The 17,836-nt window shown below is 63.2% G+C and carries 14 protein-coding genes, 2 tRNA genes and 1 pseudogene; 3 read left to right on the top strand and 14 right to left on the bottom strand.

Annotation, left to right across the window (positions count from 1 at the left end; genetic code table 11):
• Positions 1 to 50: 50 nt before the first annotated feature.
• The 8 genes from DW2_RS08400 to DW2_RS08430 all read right to left on the bottom strand — a co-directional run bounded on the left by DW2_RS08400 (position 51) and on the right by DW2_RS08430 (position 7,831).
• Positions 51 to 839 carry an outer membrane protein gene (locus tag DW2_RS08400; RefSeq protein ID WP_038145355.1) on the bottom strand — a complete coding sequence of 263 codons (789 nt, stop codon included), beginning with the start codon at positions 837 to 839 and terminating at the stop codon, positions 51 to 53.
• 326 nt (positions 840 to 1,165) lie between these two features.
• Positions 1,166 to 1,984, bottom strand: coding sequence for a hypothetical protein (locus tag DW2_RS19705; RefSeq protein WP_156102922.1), 819 nt, complete (start codon positions 1,982 to 1,984; stop codon positions 1,166 to 1,168).
• A gap of 242 nt (positions 1,985 to 2,226) precedes the next feature.
• Complete coding sequence (locus tag DW2_RS08410) at positions 2,227 to 3,087, bottom strand: formate/nitrite transporter family protein (protein ID WP_038145356.1); 861 nt, start codon at positions 3,085 to 3,087, stop codon at positions 2,227 to 2,229.
• A 162-nt stretch (positions 3,088 to 3,249) separates the two neighbouring features.
• Positions 3,250 to 3,324, bottom strand: a tRNA-Val gene (locus DW2_RS08415).
• A gap of 15 nt (positions 3,325 to 3,339) precedes the next feature.
• Positions 3,340 to 3,561 (bottom strand): hypothetical protein, encoded by a 222-nt coding sequence (locus DW2_RS08420; protein WP_051855675.1) that lies wholly within the window; start codon positions 3,559 to 3,561, stop codon positions 3,340 to 3,342.
• A gap of 30 nt (positions 3,562 to 3,591) precedes the next feature.
• A complete protein-coding gene (locus DW2_RS19710) occupies positions 3,592 to 3,747 on the bottom strand; it encodes a hypothetical protein (RefSeq protein ID WP_156102923.1) in 156 nt (51 codons plus the stop codon).
• A gap of 111 nt (positions 3,748 to 3,858) precedes the next feature.
• On the bottom strand, positions 3,859 to 6,276 hold the full coding sequence (gene lon, locus DW2_RS08425; RefSeq protein WP_038145357.1) for an endopeptidase La: 2,418 nt from the start codon (positions 6,274 to 6,276) through the stop codon (positions 3,859 to 3,861).
• Between the two features lie 220 nt (positions 6,277 to 6,496).
• The gene (locus DW2_RS08430; RefSeq protein WP_038145358.1) at positions 6,497 to 7,831 is read right to left on the bottom strand and encodes an ATP-binding protein; all 1,335 of its coding nucleotides are present in this window, start codon (positions 7,829 to 7,831) and stop codon (positions 6,497 to 6,499) included.
• A gap of 36 nt (positions 7,832 to 7,867) precedes the next feature.
• On the opposite strand from DW2_RS08430, the gene DW2_RS08435 reads away from it, so the two are divergent.
• From DW2_RS08435 to DW2_RS08445, 3 genes are all read left to right on the top strand, one after another.
• Positions 7,868 to 8,740, top strand: a complete 873-nt coding sequence (locus DW2_RS08435; protein ID WP_051855677.1) for an MBL fold metallo-hydrolase — start codon at positions 7,868 to 7,870, stop codon at positions 8,738 to 8,740.
• Between the two features lie 71 nt (positions 8,741 to 8,811).
• Positions 8,812 to 8,886, top strand: a tRNA-Asn gene (locus DW2_RS08440).
• A gap of 124 nt (positions 8,887 to 9,010) precedes the next feature.
• The gene (locus DW2_RS08445; protein WP_081874911.1) at positions 9,011 to 10,801 is read left to right on the top strand and encodes a site-specific integrase; all 1,791 of its coding nucleotides are present in this window, start codon (positions 9,011 to 9,013) and stop codon (positions 10,799 to 10,801) included.
• A 170-nt stretch (positions 10,802 to 10,971) separates the two neighbouring features.
• On the opposite strand, the pseudogene DW2_RS08450 reads toward DW2_RS08445, so the two are convergent.
• The 6 genes and pseudogenes from DW2_RS08450 to DW2_RS08480 all read right to left on the bottom strand — a co-directional run bounded on the left by DW2_RS08450 (position 10,972) and on the right by DW2_RS08480 (position 17,777).
• Positions 10,972 to 12,070, bottom strand: a pseudogene (locus DW2_RS08450) (IS3 family transposase).
• Between the two features lie 250 nt (positions 12,071 to 12,320).
• Positions 12,321 to 13,118 (bottom strand): class I SAM-dependent methyltransferase, encoded by a 798-nt coding sequence (locus DW2_RS08460; protein WP_051855679.1) that lies wholly within the window; start codon positions 13,116 to 13,118, stop codon positions 12,321 to 12,323.
• A gap of 360 nt (positions 13,119 to 13,478) precedes the next feature.
• Entirely contained in the window at positions 13,479 to 14,267 is a 789-nt protein-coding gene (locus DW2_RS08465; RefSeq protein ID WP_238321293.1) for a FadR/GntR family transcriptional regulator, read from the bottom strand.
• Positions 14,213 to 15,205, bottom strand: coding sequence for a galactofuranose ABC transporter, permease protein YjfF (gene yjfF / locus DW2_RS08470; protein ID WP_038145363.1), 993 nt, complete (start codon positions 15,203 to 15,205; stop codon positions 14,213 to 14,215). The genes DW2_RS08465 and yjfF overlap by 55 nt, the downstream gene beginning before the upstream one ends.
• Positions 15,202 to 16,269 carry an ABC transporter permease gene (locus DW2_RS08475; RefSeq protein WP_051855689.1) on the bottom strand — a complete coding sequence of 356 codons (1,068 nt, stop codon included), beginning with the start codon at positions 16,267 to 16,269 and terminating at the stop codon, positions 15,202 to 15,204. The genes yjfF and DW2_RS08475 overlap by 4 nt, the downstream gene beginning before the upstream one ends.
• Positions 16,266 to 17,777, bottom strand: a complete 1,512-nt coding sequence (locus tag DW2_RS08480) for a sugar ABC transporter ATP-binding protein (protein ID WP_038145365.1) — start codon at positions 17,775 to 17,777, stop codon at positions 16,266 to 16,268. The genes DW2_RS08475 and DW2_RS08480 overlap by 4 nt, the downstream gene beginning before the upstream one ends.
• Positions 17,778 to 17,836 lie beyond the last annotated feature (59 nt).

A 17,836-nucleotide genomic window follows, 5' to 3' on the forward strand; every position in this document is an offset into this window, starting at 1 on the left:
CGATCGAAGAGGTGGCCGGTTTCGCTGAACGCCCCCTGCCCCGGTCCGCCTCAGAGGCGGTTGAGCGGGATCCGAAGGCTGAGCGACACCACGCCCGCATTGTTGTCGAAGGTCAGAGGCTCGACGGGCTCCGAGCCCCCCGCCAGCGGGACGGACCCGCCATTCGCGGTTCCGAAATGGTAGTAGCGATAGGCGAGTTCGAGGATCGCCGGATGCTCGCCCGGAGGGGTGAGCTGGACCGACACACCGACCCCGACAGAAACCGCCAAGTCGGTGTTGTTGTCCCCTTCGAAGGAACGGGTGACCGGCGTCGTCGAGCTATTGGTACGGGTCCAGGAACTGACCCGGTTATTCGCAAGACCGATGCCGCCCACGACGAAGGGCTGCACCCGCGAATTGACGCCGCGCTGTTCGAGCGGCGAATAGAAGAGGTTACCCATCAACGCGGTCGTGGAGACGGAGGCTTCGGTGATGTCGGCATGCGGGCCGGGCGTCGTATGCGGACCCGTAGCGTCCGAACGGCCGGTCTTGATGACGCTGACATCGCCGCGGAAACCGTTCATCCAGTCATAGCCCACCGCGATCCCGCCGAAGCCGGTATGGCCGTCGGCCAGATCGAAATCCACGCGCGGATCTGTGGGATATCCCGGCGGCAGCCAGTGACCGTCCGAGAAATCGGTCGCGAGCGAGCCCGCCTCGAGGCGCACATACGGACCGAAGGTCACGCTCGCGGAGCCGAGCCCGAAGATCCCGCCGGCGGTCTGCGCAGGCGCAATTGCGGGCGCTCCCGCCAGAACTCCGACAACCAAGGCTCCTGCGACGATAGTTTCCACGTTCATTTTCAGTCTTCCCCTTCTTATTTCCCCGACCGTCTCTCTGCTGGAGCTGTCCACGCTCCGATGGGAGAGAGCAAAATCGAGTATATGAGCGCTTGGAATTCGAGGAAGACCGGATCAACTTATTTCCGAGTCCTGTTGCCTCTTCACCAACCTCTGATTGCAGGCGAATGCGACCCGATCAGCCGCATTTTTCCTTTCTTCGCCCGTCCCCCGCACGAGGCCCCGCGGCGTCTCTGCCGCAAGGCAGCGGAACACGCGGCGGGTCGCCTCTCGAAAAATACAGCCCGCCACGCGATGCGCAGCGGGCTGTCGATCCCGTGTTGAGATCAGCCGTGACCGGCGAGGATGGCGATCCGCACCGCTTCGGCCTGAGCTGCAAGCTGATCCGCAGCCGCACCCGTGACAGGGCTCCCGAGGATCGTCGTCACCGCGGTGACGGTATCCTTGGTGATCGGCACGGACTTGTCCGAAGCCGAACCGAGGAAGATCGCCTCGAGCGTCGCGACATTGTTGGTCACGCCCAGGTTCGAAAGCCCCGAGCTGCCATCGAGCGCATCCTTGAGCAGCGCGAGGTTCTGCAGCGGCGAGTCGATGAAGGTCACGTTGTCCCAGTTCAGCGACAGGCTCGAGATCACCTGATCGAGGCTCAGATTGTAGAAACTCACCATGTCGGGCGAAATGGTCGCGAGCGCCTCGTCATAGGCACGATCGAGAACATGCGAGGGAGACCGCGCGACGTTCAGGCGACCCAGTTCGATCTCCGGGATCCCCTCCTGCGCCCAGACGGGCTTGCCGCCACCGGTCGAGGACGGTGCCCCGGCCTGCGGGCCCTGACCTTCGGAATCGGGCCCGGGACCGCCCTGGCCCTGCCCCTTGTCATTCTGGTTTTCCTGGCCAGCCTGTGCGCCCGGGCCACCCTTGCCCTCGCCTTCCGCGCCGGAATGGCCGCCCTCGTCCGATTGACCGGCCTGTTTGCCCTGACCGTCCTGACCGCCTTTGCCACCGCTCTCGCCGTCATGCGTATCGGCATAGGCCGCGCCTACGAACCCATGAAACGGGGCCTCCCAGGCCGTCGCCATGCCGAGAGCCGACACGATCGCAATTGCCGAAACGAAAGACTTACTCTTCGAACCGATCCCACACATTCGGAACCTCCTACCCGGTGAAAGAAAGAAATCGTGTCACCTACAAATCATGAAACCCACATCGCAAATATGATTTAGATCAAATGATTTTTACCAAGTCGGAATTGGACTTGCAGAGGCCGCGCGTTTCACCCGTCGCACGGTTCGCTTCACAGGAGGATGGCATCCAAGCAGGGAGGCTTTCCGAGGGTTCCGAGGCTGAAATACCGAGGCGAGGCGGGCCGTCGACTCGCATTAGGCTCTCAGTCCGAGGCCACCTCATTTTTCACCTGTCCCCAGGTGACAAGGGTGAAGACGGCGGTCCCCCCGACGACGTTCCCGGCCAGCACGGGGAAGAAGAATCGCGTGATCGCCTCGCCCGCCGGCAGTTCGCCATGCCACACGAGAAGCCCCGCCTCGACCGAGCCCGCGATGACATGGGCGAATCCCGCCGCCGAGAGGAGCCAGGTCATCACGAGAATGATGAAGAAGGAATTGCCCTGTGCGCCGGGCATGATCCAGACCACAGCGGCGATGATGAGACCCGCTGGCATGGCGCGGAAGAAATTCTCCGACACGCTGCCCTCGGTCGCGTGCCGGGCCACCGCGAGAAGGCTGTCGAGAAGCCCGGGCGGGACGACATGCGGGAGCACGAGAAAGCCCGACGCGACGGTCGTGCCGATCACATTCGCGCATAGCACCACGACCCAGAGCCTGAGCAGTTTGACGAAACAGGCCGGGGAGCGATCCGCGATCACCGGCAGAACGGTGGTGATCGTGTTCTCGGTGAAAAGCTGCATCCGACCGAAGATCACCACGAGGAAGCCCACCGAATAGCCCATGCTCTCGACCAGCACCGCCCAGTCGCTGCGCGGAAGATGGTCGCGCAGAACGGCCTGGGCGATCACCGACAGGCTGATGAGCACGCCCGCCGCCACCCCGGACCAGATCAGCGACACGACCGGTCGGCTGAGCTCCTCGTCGCCATCGCGGCGGATCACTTCGTAGATCAGGCGGGCCGAAAGACGCGAGGCCCGGAAGACCGATTTCTCCTCCGCCGGCTCCTGGATGGCCTCGGATTGGTCGTCATTCTCGGTGCGGGCGGAGGAGGAGGAGTTTTTCATGTCGCCAGAACCCCCTAGGCGGGAGTTTGTTCCGCACCAAACGCCGCAGCCGAGGACAGGTCACGTCTTTGGCATCGCAAGCGCGCAGAAAAAATTCCGAAGCGAAACCGCCGACGCGAAAACCTCGGTCGATCGTGTCAGCTGGCGTGGTCAGGAGGAGGATGGTGGGCGATGAGAGATTTGAACTCCCGACATCTTCGATGTGAACGAAGCGCTCTACCACTGAGCTAATCGCCCTCCGTGGCGCGCCTTTTAGCGCCCCTCTTCGGGCTCCGCAAGAGGGTTTCGCGCGGTTTTTTCATCCCCTGCACCGGGTGTCGACCGGGCCTTGGGGCGGCGCAGCTTGAGCACGAGAATCTCGTCGCCGGACTTCTCGAACTGGCGGTTGATCTTGAGCTTTCCGAGCGGCGGCAGCGTCAGCCCCTGCCCCTCCGCGAGCGCCTCGCCCAGCACCTTCAGGACGGCTTCCGACATCGCGCGGGCCTCGCCCCTCTTCACCCCGGCCTAGAGCATCACCCGCTCGACGAATTCCTTCTTGCGCAGCTCCCCCTTCGATTGCGGATCGGTTTGCGCGCTTTCGGGGGCGATCGAGGCGGTGTCAAGCGCCGCCTCCGGTTTCGCGGGGGCTCGGGTCTTTCTCGGTTTGCGGGGCGTGGCCATGACGGCTCCTTTTTCGTGATCTGCGGGAAGCTTAGCGAGCCGAAAGGCGGAACGCAAAACGCCCGCCGCGCGAGAGCACGGCGGGCGTTCATCATGTCACCACGAGCGGGCTCAGTGCGCGGTCGCCGCGCCGTGCCCTGCGGCCTTGGCAGCCGCCGCGGCAGCCGCCGCCGCTTCCTCGGCCTCCTCGTCCCATTCGACGGGTTCGGGCATCCGGGTCAGCGCGCGCGGGAGAACCTCGGTCACATGCGAGACCGGGATGATCTCGAGCCCCGCCTTCACGTTATCGGGGATCTCGGCCAGATCCTTCTCGTTTTCCTGCGGGATCAGCACCGTCTTGATGCCGCCGCGCAGGGCCGCGAGAAGTTTCTCCTTGAGACCGCCGATCGCGAGCACATTGCCCCGCAGCGTCACCTCGCCCGTCATCGCCACGTCCTTGCGCACGGGGATGCCGGTGAGAACCGAGACGATCGAGGTCACCATCGCGATACCCGCGGACGGCCCGTCCTTCGGGGTCGCGCCTTCGGGAACGTGGACGTGGATGTCCCATTTTTCGAATTTCGGCGGTTTCACCCCCATCGCAGGCGCGACCGAGCGGACATAGCTCGACGCTGCGTCGATCGATTCCTTCATCACGTCGCCCAGCTTGCCGGTGGTCTTCATCCGGCCCTTGCCCGGCAGGCGCAGCGCCTCGATCTGCAGCAGGTCGCCGCCCACCGAGGTCCAGGCGAGCCCGGTCACGACACCGATCTGGTCTTCCTTCTCGGCCAGACCGTAGCGGTGACGCTTCACGCCCAGGTAATCGCCGAGCTTCGCCTCGTCGACGGTGATCGTCTTGATCGCGCCTTTCGACTTGATCAGCTCGGTCACCGCCTTCCGGGCCACCTTGGCGATCTCGCGCTCGAGGCTGCGCACGCCCGCCTCGCGGGTGTAGTAGCGCACCATGTCGGTGAGAGCCCCGTCGGTGATCGTCAGCTCGCCCTTCTTGAGCCCGTGCGCCTTGATCTGCTTGGGGATCAGGTGCTGCTTGGCGATCTCGCGCTTCTCGTCCTCGGTGTAGCCCGCGAGCGAGATGATCTCCATCCGGTCCAGAAGCGGGCCGGGCATGTTGTAGGAGTTCGCGGTGGTCAGGAACATCACGTTCGAGAGGTCGTATTCCACCTCGAGATAGTGATCGACGAAGGTCGAGTTCTGTTCCGGGTCCAGCACCTCGAGCATCGCCGAAGCCGGGTCGCCACGGAAATCCTGCCCCATCTTGTCGATCTCATCAAGCAGGATGAGCGGGTTCGTGGTTTTCGCCTTCTTCAGCGCCTGGATGATCTTGCCGGGCATCGAGCCGATATAGGTCCGGCGGTGACCGCGGATCTCGCTTTCATCGCGCACGCCGCCAAGCGAGATGCGGATGAATTCGCGCCCCGTCGCCTTCGCGACCGAGCGGCCGAGCGAGGTCTTGCCGACGCCGGGCGGACCCACGAGGCACATGATCGGCCCCTTGAGCTTGGCCGAACGCGCCTGCACGGCGAGATATTCGACAATCCGCTCCTTGACCTTCTCGAGCCCGAAATGGTCCTGATCGAGCACTTCTTCGGCCCGGAGCAGGTCTTTCTTCACGCGCGACTTCACGCCCCACGGGATCGACAGCATCCAGTCGAGATAGTTGCGCACGACCGTGGCCTCGGCCGACATCGGCGACATCGACTTGAGCTTCTTCAGCTCGGCTTCCGCCTTTTCCTTCGCCTCTTTCGAGAACTTGGTCTCGGCGATGCGCTCCTCGAGCTCGGCGATTTCGTTCGCCCCTTCCTCGCCGTCGCCCAGCTCCTTCTGAATGGCCTTCATCTGCTCATTCAGGTAGTATTCCCGCTGGGTCTTCTCCATCTGCGTCTTCACGCGCGACTTGATCTTCTTCTCGACCTGGAGAACGGAAACCTCGCCCTGCATCAAGCCGTAGACCTTCTCGAGCCGCTCGGAGATGTCGAGCGTCTCCAGAAGTTCCTGCTTCTGCGCCACCTCGAGGCCCAGATGGCCCGAGACGAGATCGGCGAGCTTGTCGGCCTCGGTGGCATCCGCCACTGCCGAGAGCGCCTCTTCGGGGATGTTCTTCTTGATCTTCGCGTAACGCTCGAATTCCTCGGCGACCGAGCGCAGCAGCGCCCGGATCGTGTCGCGGTCGCCCTCGGTTTCGATCAGCGCCTCGGCCTCGGCTTCGAAATAGTCGTCATTCGGCACGAAATCCGTGATGCGCACGCGGCTCTTGCCCTCGACGAGCACCTTCACGGTGCCGTCGGGCAGCTTCAGCAGCTGCAACACGTTCGCAAGCACCCCCACGCGGAAGATCCCGTCGGTCTCGGGATCGTCCTGCGACGGATCGACCTGGCTCGCGAGCAGGATCTGACGATCCTCGGCCATCACCTCTTCGAGCGCCCGGACGGATTTTTCGCGCCCGACGAAGAGCGGCACGATCATGTGGGGGAAAACCACGATATCGCGCAGCGGCAGGACCGGATGGGTGAAATTGGTAAATTCGGTCATCGGCTTTCCTTCAGTGGCGAAAGGGCCAGGCCCCGATTTTCGGCAGCCTCGTCCCTTCCCGGTTCGACCCAATATCTAGGCATCTGGTGACGCCCGTTCAACTAGGCCATGTCGCTCACCTGTCACAATGCGCGGCCACGCTTCGTGCCGCAAGAGCGGATCGGCGGGCTCGGATAATCGGTGAATCGCGTCGCTTGCCCTATGCCTGTTCTACGCGGCTTCAGCGCGGCAGGATCATCTCGGCGAGCAATCCGCCAAGCCGTTCGGATTGCCCGAGTTTCAGCGATCCGCCGTGGCTGCGCAGGATGTCGGCGGCGATCGAAAGACCCAGGCCGACCCCCTGCCCCAGATCCTGATTTCGCGCTGGATCGAGCCGGGTGAAGGGCCGCATCGCCTCCTCGCGGCGCTCGGACGGGATGCCGGGGCCGTCATCATGGACCGCGATTCGCCATCCGCGCTGTGCGATCGAGACGCTGACCTCGGCACGGTTGCCGTATCGGGTGGCATTGCTCAGGAGGTTTTCCAACGCCCGGCGCAACGCATCGGCGCGGAAGGTCGCCGTCTCCACGCTCTCGCAGGGATCGAGGGTCACGTCGTGCCCGGCGCGCTGCGCATCCTCGACCACCTCGCGCACGAAACCGCAGATCTCGCGTGTCTCTGGCTCGCCCCGCGTCGCCCCCTCGCGCGCGAAATCGAGAAAGGCGTCGACAAGCCGCCCCATCTCCTCCACGTCACGCTCCATCGCCGCGACCTCGGGTCCCTCGGGCAGCATCGAGAGGCCAAGCCGCAACCGCGTGAGCGGCGTGCGCAGATCGTGACTGACCCCCGAGAGCATCAGGGTGCGTTGCTCGATCTGCCGCTCGATCCGCGCGCGCATGTCAAGGAAGGCCGAGCCGGCCGAGCGCACCTCGATCGCCCCGCCCACCCGGTAAGGCACGTTGCGCCCCTTGCCGAACTCCTCCGCGGCGCGCGCGAGCCGCCGGATCGGGCGGAGCTGGTTGCGCAGGAAGATGAAGGCGATCAGTGTCATCAGGAAAGAAACAAAGACCATCAGGACAAGCAATTGGTGCGGATTCGAGGCCGACACGCGCCCCCGCGGAAAGACCACCGACAGCGGCCCTTTCGGCGTCTCGAGCACCACCGTCACCTGGTTGTCGCCGGCCACCAGATCGATCGAGCGGATCGCCGTGAGATTGTTGCGCAGCGTCGCCAGAACGACGATCCCGGTCAGGTCGAGGACCCCACGCCGGTCGCCCTGTCGCGTGGCCTGCACCGGCGGCGCGGGAAGATGGGTGCTGAACCCCAATGTATGATCGAGCGCGAAAAGCCGGCTGCGCGCCGTGGCCAGATCGGGCGCCTCGGTCACGACCTGATCGAGCAGAACGATCTCGCGCACCATTCCCAGCGTCATCTGGCGGGTGACGCGCTCGAAATGGCGCTGGATGAAGACCACCGAAACGACCAGCTGGATCGTCACCACCGGCAGAATCAGGATCATCGCGGCACGCCCGTAGAGCCCGCGCGGCATCACCTGTTTGAGCCAGCGAAAATTCATGCCAGAACCCTAGCGGCGGCAAGAGCGGAGGGAAAGATGGAAGAGATGGAACCCGGGCTGCGCCGGATCGTGGCGCCCAACCCCTCGCCGATGACCTTCACCGGTACATGCAGCTACGTGATCGGCACCGGGCGCGTCGCCGTGGTCGATCCCGGCCCGGCGGACTCGACGCATCTCGAGGCGATCCTGAGCGGCCTGGCGCGCGGCGAAGAGGTCAGCCATATTCTCGTCACCCACGCCCATCTCGACCATTCTCCCGGCGCGCGCCTGCTATCGGAGGCGACCGGAGCGCCGGTCTTCGCCTTCGGCCCGCCCGAGGCCGGCCGCTCCGAAGTGATGGCCGATCTCGCGGCGGCCGGGCTCGCAGGCGGCGGCGAGGGCGTCGATCGCGACTTCCGGCCCGACGAGCGGCTCGAGCATGGCGAGACGCTCGCGGGCGGCGACTGGAGCCTCACCGCCCTGCATACCCCCGGCCATTTCTGCAACCACCTGAGCTTTGCGATCGGCGATGCGATCCTGACCGGCGACGTGGTGATGGGATGGTCCTCGACCCTGATCTCGCCCCCCGATGGCGATCTGCGCGATTATTACCGCTCCCTCGCCCTGATCGAAGAGCGCGCGCCCCGCATCCTCTATCCGGGCCATGGCGCCCCGGTGCGCGCCCCCGCGACCCTGATCGCCGAACAGCGCGCGCATCGCGAGGCGCGCAGCGCCCAGATCCTCGAATCCCTGCGCGCCGCCCCGGCCACGCCGCAAGCGCTCACCCGCGCGATCTATCGCGAAGTCCCCGCCGCCCTCCTGCCCGCCGCCGAGCGCAACGTCTTTGCGCATCTCGTTGAAATGACGCAACAAAACCTCGTCACCCCTGCGCCACACCTGACCCCGGAGGCGCAATTTTCGTTGACGTGACGAAAGGATGAATTTTTTGCGCCGAACCCTCTGGACAACCCGTTTCGAGATTCATATACACCCCCTCGTGTTCCGGCGTAGCTCAGCGGTAGAGCAGTTGACTGTTAATCAATTGGTCGTAGGTTCGATCCCTACCGCCGGAGCCATCTTCCCCTCCAGGGTGTTAATTTAGCTACAAAAAGCCTTTCATGGCTTCGTAGGTGTGGCATACGGGTGTTCCATCACCCGAGTTTTGCGTGGGTCCGTCCGAAACAAGGGCGACGCAAGACCATGCACGGCCAACCTCATCTCTCCCGTCGCGGCACCGCCTATCAATGGCGCCGTCGGATCCGGGTGTTTTCCACAAAATTCGTCGACCTGAAGCTCTCCTTGGGGACGACGGATCGCCGTGTTGCGATTATCTTAGCCCGTAAGATTAGTGCGGAGAGCGACACATTTATGGATGGCATCATCAGGACCGAGATCTCGCCTCAGGAGGCGCGCGCCTGGCTGGCGGATGTAATCAAGCGCGAGCGGGCGAAGATCGAAAAGCTGCAATTTCTGCGCCGGTTCGACTCCCTCGATCCGCTCGATGATTTGCGCCAAGACGAGGCCGCGCGAGACGCTTGGGCATATCTGGCACGGTCGGGATTGAATGCTGAGGCACCCGAAGGTGCTTCTGATCTGTTGAGGTCGACGATCGACCTGTATCGCCGTGACCTTGCCAGCGATAGCCGCAGGCGTATCGTCGCAAGGGAGTTTCAGGATCTGACCGGGCGTCCGGCAAGTTCTGCCTTTGAGGTGGTGACCCTCATGAGCCTACTGATTTCTGGCAAGCGGGCCGCGTGGGCCGGCAACGATACAGCTCTTGAGCCGATCGAGGCCCTGGCCGATGACTTGGCCGCCCAGACACCGTCCGACCTGCTGGGGCCCGAACCGCATTGCGCGGCGCCTAATTTCCCTCCAGAAAATGCGGCGCGAACGCCCTCTGTGGTGTCGCAGCCTGCCCAAGACCCTGCTCTTGATCCATCGCTCGACGGTGTGATCGAGCGCTTGATCACGATGAAACGCGAGGAAGGTATCGAAGAGAAGACGCTGCGCCAATATCGTAGTTTTGGCGATTTGTTTACGCTTCTCACCGGGATCACGGATATCCGGCGGGTCCGCCAGGCTGATGCGACCGCCTTCCGTGCCGCGCTCTTGAAAATTCCGAAAAGCTGGGGGAAGAGCCCGAAGGATCGCACCGCGACCCGCGACGAGGTTATGGCGCGTGCTGCCGCCCTGCCCGCCGATCAGGTGGGCCTCTCGACCGGCACGATCAATCGGCACCTCGATCATCTCGGTCAGGTCGCGACCTGGGCCGCCGATGAGGGCTTCTTGATCGACCCACGCCTCGATCCGAGCAAGCTGCGCCGTAAGGAAACTGTGCGCGAGAGCGAGAAGAAGGATGCGTTCACCCCACTCCAACTCGAGGCGCTGTTCCAAAACCCGGTCTGGACGGGCTCTGCGACAGAATACTTCCAGACACGTCCGGGCAAGACGATCTACCGCAACGGCATCTATTGGTGCCCTCTGATCGGCGCGGTTACCGGGGCACGGCGCGAAGAGATCGCAGGCTTATCGCCCGAGGACATCATCGAGGTCGACGGCATTCCTTGCATTTCTATCCGTGAGACCGAGCAGCGCCGTGTCAAAACGCTCTCCTCTTGTCGCACCGTGCCGATCCATGTGCGCCTGATCGAGCTCGGGTTTCTCGACCATGTGACGAAGATGAAGCGTGCCGGGCACCCTGATCTGTTTCCGGACCTTCGGGAACCGAAGAGTGGCAAGCACGGCAAGAAACTCGGGCGTCGGATGAGACAGATCATCGATGATACGCTGGGTGCCGATGGCGCGGCGCTATCTTTCCACAGTTTCCGCCACTACGTTCAGAACGCGCTCGAACACGCGGCAATCGACGATAAGATCATTCGCGACATCGTGGGCCATGAAGGGCGCGATATTCACGAGAAGACTTACCACAAGCCGACCCCACCCAACCTGATGCGCCCGGCAATCGATGCTCTGCCACTTTGGGTTTGACGGGGATGTGCCAGGCGTTTTTTTGGGGGGGGACAGCGGCCATTAGCTGCGTTTTTTTCCAAGGCCTGCTAAACACGCGAACGTCGATTGTGACGATCCCCGCGGTAGTCATAAATAAATGCCTCACCCAAAGAGGGACCAATAGCAAGATGGCTACTTTCCTTGCGCCTTCACGATGCTGATCGCCCCGTTTCGTTCGATGTAGGCGACTTCGACCTCACCTGGGCCACGAAGCCCTTTGAGGCGCAACTGTTCGGTGAGGTCTCGCTCTCCGAGACGGCTTCGCGGGCGTCGGCAAGGCTCATGAACCAGTGGGCGTTCAGGCACTCCGCCCTGAGCTTGCTGTTGAATGCCTCGATGAACCCGTTGTCGGTGGGTATGCCGGGCCGCGAGAAGTCCAGAATGACGTCGTTGGCATAGGCCCAGAGATCGAGGTCGCGGGAGATGAACTCGCTGCCGTTGTCGACCCGGATCGTCCTGGGATAGCCGGTGCGGGCACAGACGCGTTCCGGGGTCTGGACGACGTCCTCGCCGCGGTAGGCGAAGCGGGGATCGGTCGCCGGACTGAACCTCGAATGGGTGTCGACAATGGTCAGGATGCGGAGCTTCTTGCCCATGGCGAGTTGGTCGTGGACGAAATCCATCGCCCAGACATCGTTCGGGCCGACGGCTTCCTGACGGTCCTCGCGCAGCTTTGCCTTCACACGCCGCTTCGGGCGCTTGTTGCGGAGCTGAAGCCCCAACTCGTTGTAAATCCTGCGGGTCTTCTTGATGTTCACCTGCCAACCCTCCCGGCGCAGCAGCACATGCACCCGTCGATAGCCGTAGCGAATACGGGTCTCGCAAATCTCCTTGGTCCGTCGTTCGAGACCCGCCTGTCCGGTGCGGCGGGATTTGTAATGATAGGTCGAGGTGTCGAACCGCAGAGCCCGGCAGGCCCGGCGGATCGACACGCCCCAATCGACCAACATCCCGTCAACCAGCTGTCGCTTCCGGACAGGCCTCAGAGCTTTCGGCGGATGTCCTGCAACATCTCGCGGTCGAGCGTCAGGTCGGCCACGATCTTCTTCAGCCGGGCATTCTCGTCCTCAAGCTGCTTCAGCCGCCGCATCTCGTCCGGCAGCAACCCGCCGTATCGCTTCTTCCAGTTGAAGTAGGTCGCCTGGCTGATCCCGGCCTTGCGGCAGATCTCTGCGACCGGCGTGCCTTCCTCGCCCTGCTTCAGGATGAAAGCCTGTCTCGCGCCTCCGTGAACTTCGATGCCTTCATGCGATTCTGCTCCTCTCCCAGCCAGGAAAAATTAGCCGAAAACTCCAGCTTCAAACGGTCCAATTTTTAGGGGGCAGAGCACTCTGTGTAGGTGAGAAGAGACCAGTCACTCCCTCGGCGCATCGGCAGACAGTTGATATCCGAACACCAGACCTGCGTCGGGCGATCCACCCGCAGACCTCGCAGCAGGTAGGATAGGTCCTAGGGCCCTTCGCCGGTCTGTTTGCCGTCATTGCTCGGCTTCTCAGTCTCAGGCGGTCGCGACCACAACATTCGACACATGTGGGAAGCGCAGCGAGCGAGCCTCCAGATAATCGCCTAATCCAGTGAGAAACGCCTGGACGGCTCGGTCGATGGCTCCGTCCGGAAGACCTGCGAGCTTGTCTCCTGTGTGCATTCCCCCCATCGCTCCGGCAGCAAACGCCGCGGCATCAGGATGCTCAAGCTCAAGGGAAACCGATTCCAGTTCGATACCCCGAAACCCTGCAGCTTCGAAAAGGTCTCTGAGTTCGGAACTGTCCGGGAGGCTGCAAATCGCGTGCACTGCAGCGGCAGCCTCGGCTCCGACATGGGCTTCAAGCGCTGCTGCCTGCGCTTGAAGCATTGGGTTGACGGCCATTTCCCGTTGAACGCAAAAGACCGCACGCCCTCCGGGTTTGAGCACACGTCGCAATTCTCGCAGTGCGCCCAGCTTGTCCGGGAAGAACTGCAAGGCTTGCTGGCAGATGGCAAGATCGAAGCTGTTGTCGGCGAAAGGCAACACGGCTGCATCGGCCTCCACCCATTCGACTTCAAAACCTGCTTTCCTGGCAAGAGATCGGGCGACATAGAGCATGTCCGGGCTATGATCTGCCGCGGAAAGTCTGCACGGTTCCGGAACCTGTTTTGCAATTTCTTTTGTTACGACACCGGTCCCGCAGGCGAGGTCGAGGATATGCTCACCGGACTGCGGTCGAGCACGCCGGATCAATTCTCTGGCCCATGGTTCAAAAATGACTGGGACCAGAACGGATTGATACCGTTCGGCGAAGGTAATCCGCTTCGTCATCGTCATCTCCAAATTTATTGGATGATACCATACGGAGCCCGTCGAGTCGCTTCGGATGCGGGCCTTCGCTGCACTTGCCACGAAGGTCTCCTATGGGCCGATCACAACGCTCTGATGAAAGGGCGGAAAGCCGCCCTTCGCTGCGTTACTCACGAATGTCGGCTCAGCGACACTTCGACAGCGCGCGACAGGTCGTCATCTCCTTGTATAGTAGATTCATGTTCCAGAGCGGAAGTCGCTCTTCCCTCTGGAGGCCGCCGAGACATGCCGCGCGGCCAATTTGCCGAATGCGCTTCCCCCGCCCGATGCCCGCAACGCCGGCGCCGGGTCAGTGGGGCGGCGCTTCTCGCGTCAGAGAATTCAGGTCATCCCACGGGAGCGCAGGAGTTCGTCTCGCGCCCCCTGCAGCACTGCCTCCATCGCTTTCTTCGCGGCGTCGGGCTCGCGGTTCTCGACGGCCCTGACGATTGCGCGATGAAGGGCGACGACCTCGGCCATTTCCGACGGTCCGCGCTGCTGGTCCTCGGTCTCGCTCGCCAACAGCGAATAGAGCGCGGTCTGCACGAGATCGCCGAGCGACTGGAGAAAACGGTTGCCGGACAGATGCAGGATCTGGCGATGAAAATCGAGATCCGCGAGCGCGAACTCACCGCGGCTCGCGGCAGCCTCCAACGCATCGCAATGCGCCGACAAGGCGGCATTCCCGCTCGCATCGGCGCGTTCGGCTGCGAGAGCCGCAGCGGAAGGCTCGACGATCAGGCGCATCTCGAACATGTCGGCCAGAAAGGAATCCGGGCGTCGCTGCATCGTGTGCCAGCGCAGCACGTCCGGGTCGAACATGTTCCATTCCGTGGCCGGGCAGACGCGCGTGCCCACCTTCGCCTTGGAAACCAGCAGGCCCTTCGCGATCAGCGTTTTCTTCGCTTCCCGGATGACGGTCCGCGATACCCCGAAGAGCTCTTCGAGATCGGGATCGAGCGGGATCATCGTGCGCTCGGGATATTCGCCGGACACGATGGACAGCCCCAGCCGGTCCACGACGAAAGCAGTGTGGTTCGAAGCGCGATCCGCTAGACCGCCCGCCGTGGCGAGGTTCATGATTGCGCGGCGGATGCGCTCGCCCGCGGGATGCGTCCCGTCGTTACCCAAGCAAGTCCCTTTTGCAGCATGATGAACGTGAACAGCAATATGCCTATCACGATCTTGGTCCACCAACTCGACAATGTGCCATCAAATACGATGTAGGTCTGAATGAGCCCCATTATCATGATACCGAAGAAAGTCCCTGCGACGAAACCGCTCCCCCCGGTCAGCAACGTGCCCCCGATGACAACCGCAGCGATGGCATCGAGCTCCGTTCCGACTGCCGCCAAGGAATATCCGGCCGAGGTATAGAGCGAAAAGACAATACCCGCCAGCCCCGCCAGCCCGCCGGAAACGGCATAGATCATGATCGTGCTGCGGGCGCAGGAGACGCCCATCAACTGCGCGGTCTGGGCCGATCCGCCGAGGGCATAGACATTCCGCCCGAACCGGGTCCGGTGCAGGACGATCATCGCGCCGAGGAACACCAGAAGCATGATCCCCGCGATCAGTCGAAACCGCCCGCCGCCCGGCGCCTTCCAGTAAAGCGACTGAAGCCAGTCGTAGAACTCGTGATCGATCGGGACGGACTCGGTCGAGAGCACGTAGGCCAACCCGCGCATCAGGAACATGCCCGCGAGGGTCACGATGAAGGGGGGCATCTCGAGGTAGTGGATGATCGCCCCCATCACCGCGCCGAAGAGGGTGGTGATGCCGAGCGCCAGCACGAAGGCGACGAGCGGGTGGATCGACGTGTCGCGCAGCACGACGGCCAGAAACACTCCGGTGAAGGCGATGACCGAGCCGACGGAGAGGTCGATGCCGCCCGAGAGGATGACGAATGTCATGCCGACCGCGGTGATGCCGAGAAAGGCATTGTCGGTCAGCAGGTTCGCCACCACCCGCGTCGAGAGCATCGACGGAAACTGTGCGATGCAGAGCGCGTAGGCGAGCAGGAAGGTCGCGATCGTGATGTAGAGCGGAAGCTTCGTCGAATGTCTCATGTCCTACCCTCTTCGGTAATTCGCTCGGTGCCGGCGGATCTCCTGCGTGGCGCGGATGGCCTTTCCACCGGGGGCTGCGTTCCGGACGACGCGCGCAGCAGATAGAGTGAGTGTTTTATGCGCGGCGACTGGATGACGAGGATGGCGATGATTATAAGCGCTTTGATCACCAGATTGAACTCCACCGGCATGCCCGACAGCAGGATCGCGGAATTGACCGACTGGATGATCAGCGCCCCGAGCAGCGAGGCGGTGATCGAGAACCGTCCGCCGAGCAGCGAGTTGCCCCCGATCACCACCGCGAGGATCGCGTCCAACTCCATCCATAGGCCGGCATTGTTGGCATCCGCGCCGCGGATGTCGCCCGCCACCACGATCCCGGCAATCGCGGCGCAAAGCCCCGCGACAAGGTAGACCGCGACCAGAAGAACCCGGGCATTGATACCGGCGAGCCGCGCCGAGCGCTCGTTGATGCCTGTGGCTTCGATCAGCAGGCCGAGCGCGCTGCGCCGCACGACGATGCCGACGATCAGTGCCAAAGCGATCCAGAGCCAGATCGGCGTGGGAACACTGAAGATCGTGCCGCCACCCAGACGCACGAGGCCAGGATCGTTGAATGTCAGGATCGCGCCATGTGTCAGGAGTTGTGCGATACCGCGCCCCGCCACCATCAGAACGAGTGTTGCAACGATCGGTTGAATGCGGAAGATAGCCACCAGCACCCCGTTCCACAGCCCGCAGAGCGCTCCGGCGCCAAGCGCCGCGAACACCGCCACGAGCCAGTGCGACCCTTCGGTCACGACGGAGGCCGCCACCGCGCCCGCGATCGCCATCACCGCCCCAACCGAGAGATCGATGCCGCGCGTCGCGATCACCAGCGTCATGCCGATCGACAGAAGGGCTACCGGCGCGCCCCGATTGAGCACGTCGATCAGGTTCCCGAACAGGCGCCCCTGATGCATCTCGACCTTGAAGAAACCCGGCGAGAGCAAGAAGTTGAGAAGAAGGACGAGCCCAAGGATAAAGATTTGCGGTGCCACCCGACGAAGCGTTGCGCGGATCATGCGACCTCCTCCTCTTCCGCAGCGATCGCACGCACAATCGCGGCAGGCGAAATTTCGTCCCCGCGCAGTTCACCGACCTGTTTGCGGTCGCGCAGCACAATGACGCGGGTCGAATAGGCGACGAGCTCCTCCATCTCGGACGAGGCGACCAGAAGCGCCATGCCGTCCGCGCGAAGGCGTTCGATCAGCGCGATGATCTCGGCGTGCGCGCCGACATCGATGCCGCGCGTGGGCTCGTCGAGGATCAGGAAGGCGGGATCGGTTGCCAGCCACCGCGCGAGCAGCGCCTTTTGCTGGTTGCCGCCCGAAAGCAGGCGGATCGGCGTGTCGAGGCTGGCGAGCCGGATATCCAGGGCCTGAACGTAATGCTCTGCGATTTCCTCGATGCGGGCGCGCGGCAGGGGCCGGAACCAGCCTTGCCGTGCTTGCAGCGACAGGATGATATTCTCGCGCACAGACAGATCGCCCACGATCCCGTCGGTCTTGCGATCCTCGGGGCAGAGCGCGAAGCGATGCCTGATCGCTGCGCGCGGGTTCGAAAGGCGCAGCGGATCGCCCCGCAGCCTCGCCTCACCGCGATCCGCGGGATCGGCGCCGAAGACGGCATTGCAGGTCTCGCTCCGACCCGATCCGAGCAATCCTGCCAACCCCACCACTTCACCTTCCCGGATCTCCATGCTGAACGGCTCGATGCTGCCGCGACGACCGAACTCCTCGAGCGAAAGCAAGACGTCGCCCGGAACACCGCGATCGGCGCGGCTCGTCACTTCTTCCAGTTGCCGCCCCAGCATCATCGTCACGATCTCGGTGCGCGAGGCCTCGGCCAATTTCAGCGTTCCCACCACGCAGCCGTTGCGCAAGATCGTCGCCCGGTCGCAGATGGCCTGCACCTGATCGAGGAAATGGGTAATGAAGACCACGGCGAGTCCGCGCCCGGTCAACCGTCGGATCACCGAGAACATCAACTGCACCTCGTCGCGATCGAGGCTCGCCGTCGGTTCGTCGAGGATCAGCACCTTGCCCGACAGCTCGACCGCCCGCGCGATCGCCACGATCTGCTGCACTGCGATCGAATAGCTGGAAAGCAGTCGCGCCGGGTCGATGTCCAGCCCGTATTCGGACAGGATCGTGCGGGCGTCCCTTACCATTCTGCGTTGGTCGATCATCCCGAAACGGCGCGGTTGCCGGCCCAGGAACAGGTTCTCGGCGACGCTGAGGTTCGGCAGAAGGTTTACCTCCTGATAAACCGTGCCGATCCCGGCCTCTTGGCTCGACAACGGATCGCGCGGGCTGATCTCCACCCCGTCGAGTTCGATCTTGCCGCCGTCGCGCGCGTAGGCGCCGGTTAGGCATTTGATCAGCGTAGATTTCCCCGCGCCATTCTCGCCGAGAAGCCCGTGGACCTCGCCCGGATAGAGCGTCAGCTCGACATCATCGAGCGCAATGACGCCCGGAAAGAATTTCGAAATACCCGTGGCGTGCAGCACGGGCGTAATATCTGTTGGCATGACATCTCTCCCCCTCTGAAAGCCTATCCCTCCCGAGCGCCGCTCGGAAGGCCGGACGC

Source organism: Thioclava atlantica, from assembly GCF_000737065.1.
GTDB lineage: Bacteria > Pseudomonadota > Alphaproteobacteria > Rhodobacterales > Rhodobacteraceae > Thioclava > Thioclava atlantica.

What these genes read in the sequence shown, in the direction of transcription:
- DW2_RS08400 (WP_038145355.1), bottom strand. Translation starts at nt 839, where the DNA reads ATGAACGTGGAAACTATCGTCGCAGGAGCCTTGGTTGTCGGAGTTCTG.
- DW2_RS19705 (WP_156102922.1), bottom strand. Translation starts at nt 1,984, where the DNA reads ATGTGTGGGATCGGTTCGAAGAGTAAGTCTTTCGTTTCGGCAATTGCG.
- DW2_RS08410 (WP_038145356.1), bottom strand. Translation starts at nt 3,087, where the DNA reads ATGAAAAACTCCTCCTCCTCCGCCCGCACCGAGAATGACGACCAATCC.
- DW2_RS08420 (WP_051855675.1), bottom strand. Translation starts at nt 3,561, where the DNA reads ATGTCGGAAGCCGTCCTGAAGGTGCTGGGCGAGGCGCTCGCGGAGGGG.
- DW2_RS19710 (WP_156102923.1), bottom strand. Translation starts at nt 3,747, where the DNA reads ATGGCCACGCCCCGCAAACCGAGAAAGACCCGAGCCCCCGCGAAACCG.
- lon (WP_038145357.1), bottom strand. Translation starts at nt 6,276, where the DNA reads ATGACCGAATTTACCAATTTCACCCATCCGGTCCTGCCGCTGCGCGAT.
- DW2_RS08430 (WP_038145358.1), bottom strand. Translation starts at nt 7,831, where the DNA reads ATGAATTTTCGCTGGCTCAAACAGGTGATGCCGCGCGGGCTCTACGGG.
- DW2_RS08435 (WP_051855677.1), top strand. Translation starts at nt 7,868, where the DNA reads ATGGAAGAGATGGAACCCGGGCTGCGCCGGATCGTGGCGCCCAACCCC.
- DW2_RS08445 (WP_081874911.1), top strand. Translation starts at nt 9,011, where the DNA reads ATGCACGGCCAACCTCATCTCTCCCGTCGCGGCACCGCCTATCAATGG.
- DW2_RS08460 (WP_051855679.1), bottom strand. Translation starts at nt 13,118, where the DNA reads ATGACGAAGCGGATTACCTTCGCCGAACGGTATCAATCCGTTCTGGTC.
- yjfF (WP_038145363.1), bottom strand. Translation starts at nt 15,205, where the DNA reads ATGAGACATTCGACGAAGCTTCCGCTCTACATCACGATCGCGACCTTC.
- DW2_RS08475 (WP_051855689.1), bottom strand. Translation starts at nt 16,269, where the DNA reads ATGATCCGCGCAACGCTTCGTCGGGTGGCACCGCAAATCTTTATCCTT.
- DW2_RS08480 (WP_038145365.1), bottom strand. Translation starts at nt 17,777, where the DNA reads ATGCCAACAGATATTACGCCCGTGCTGCACGCCACGGGTATTTCGAAA.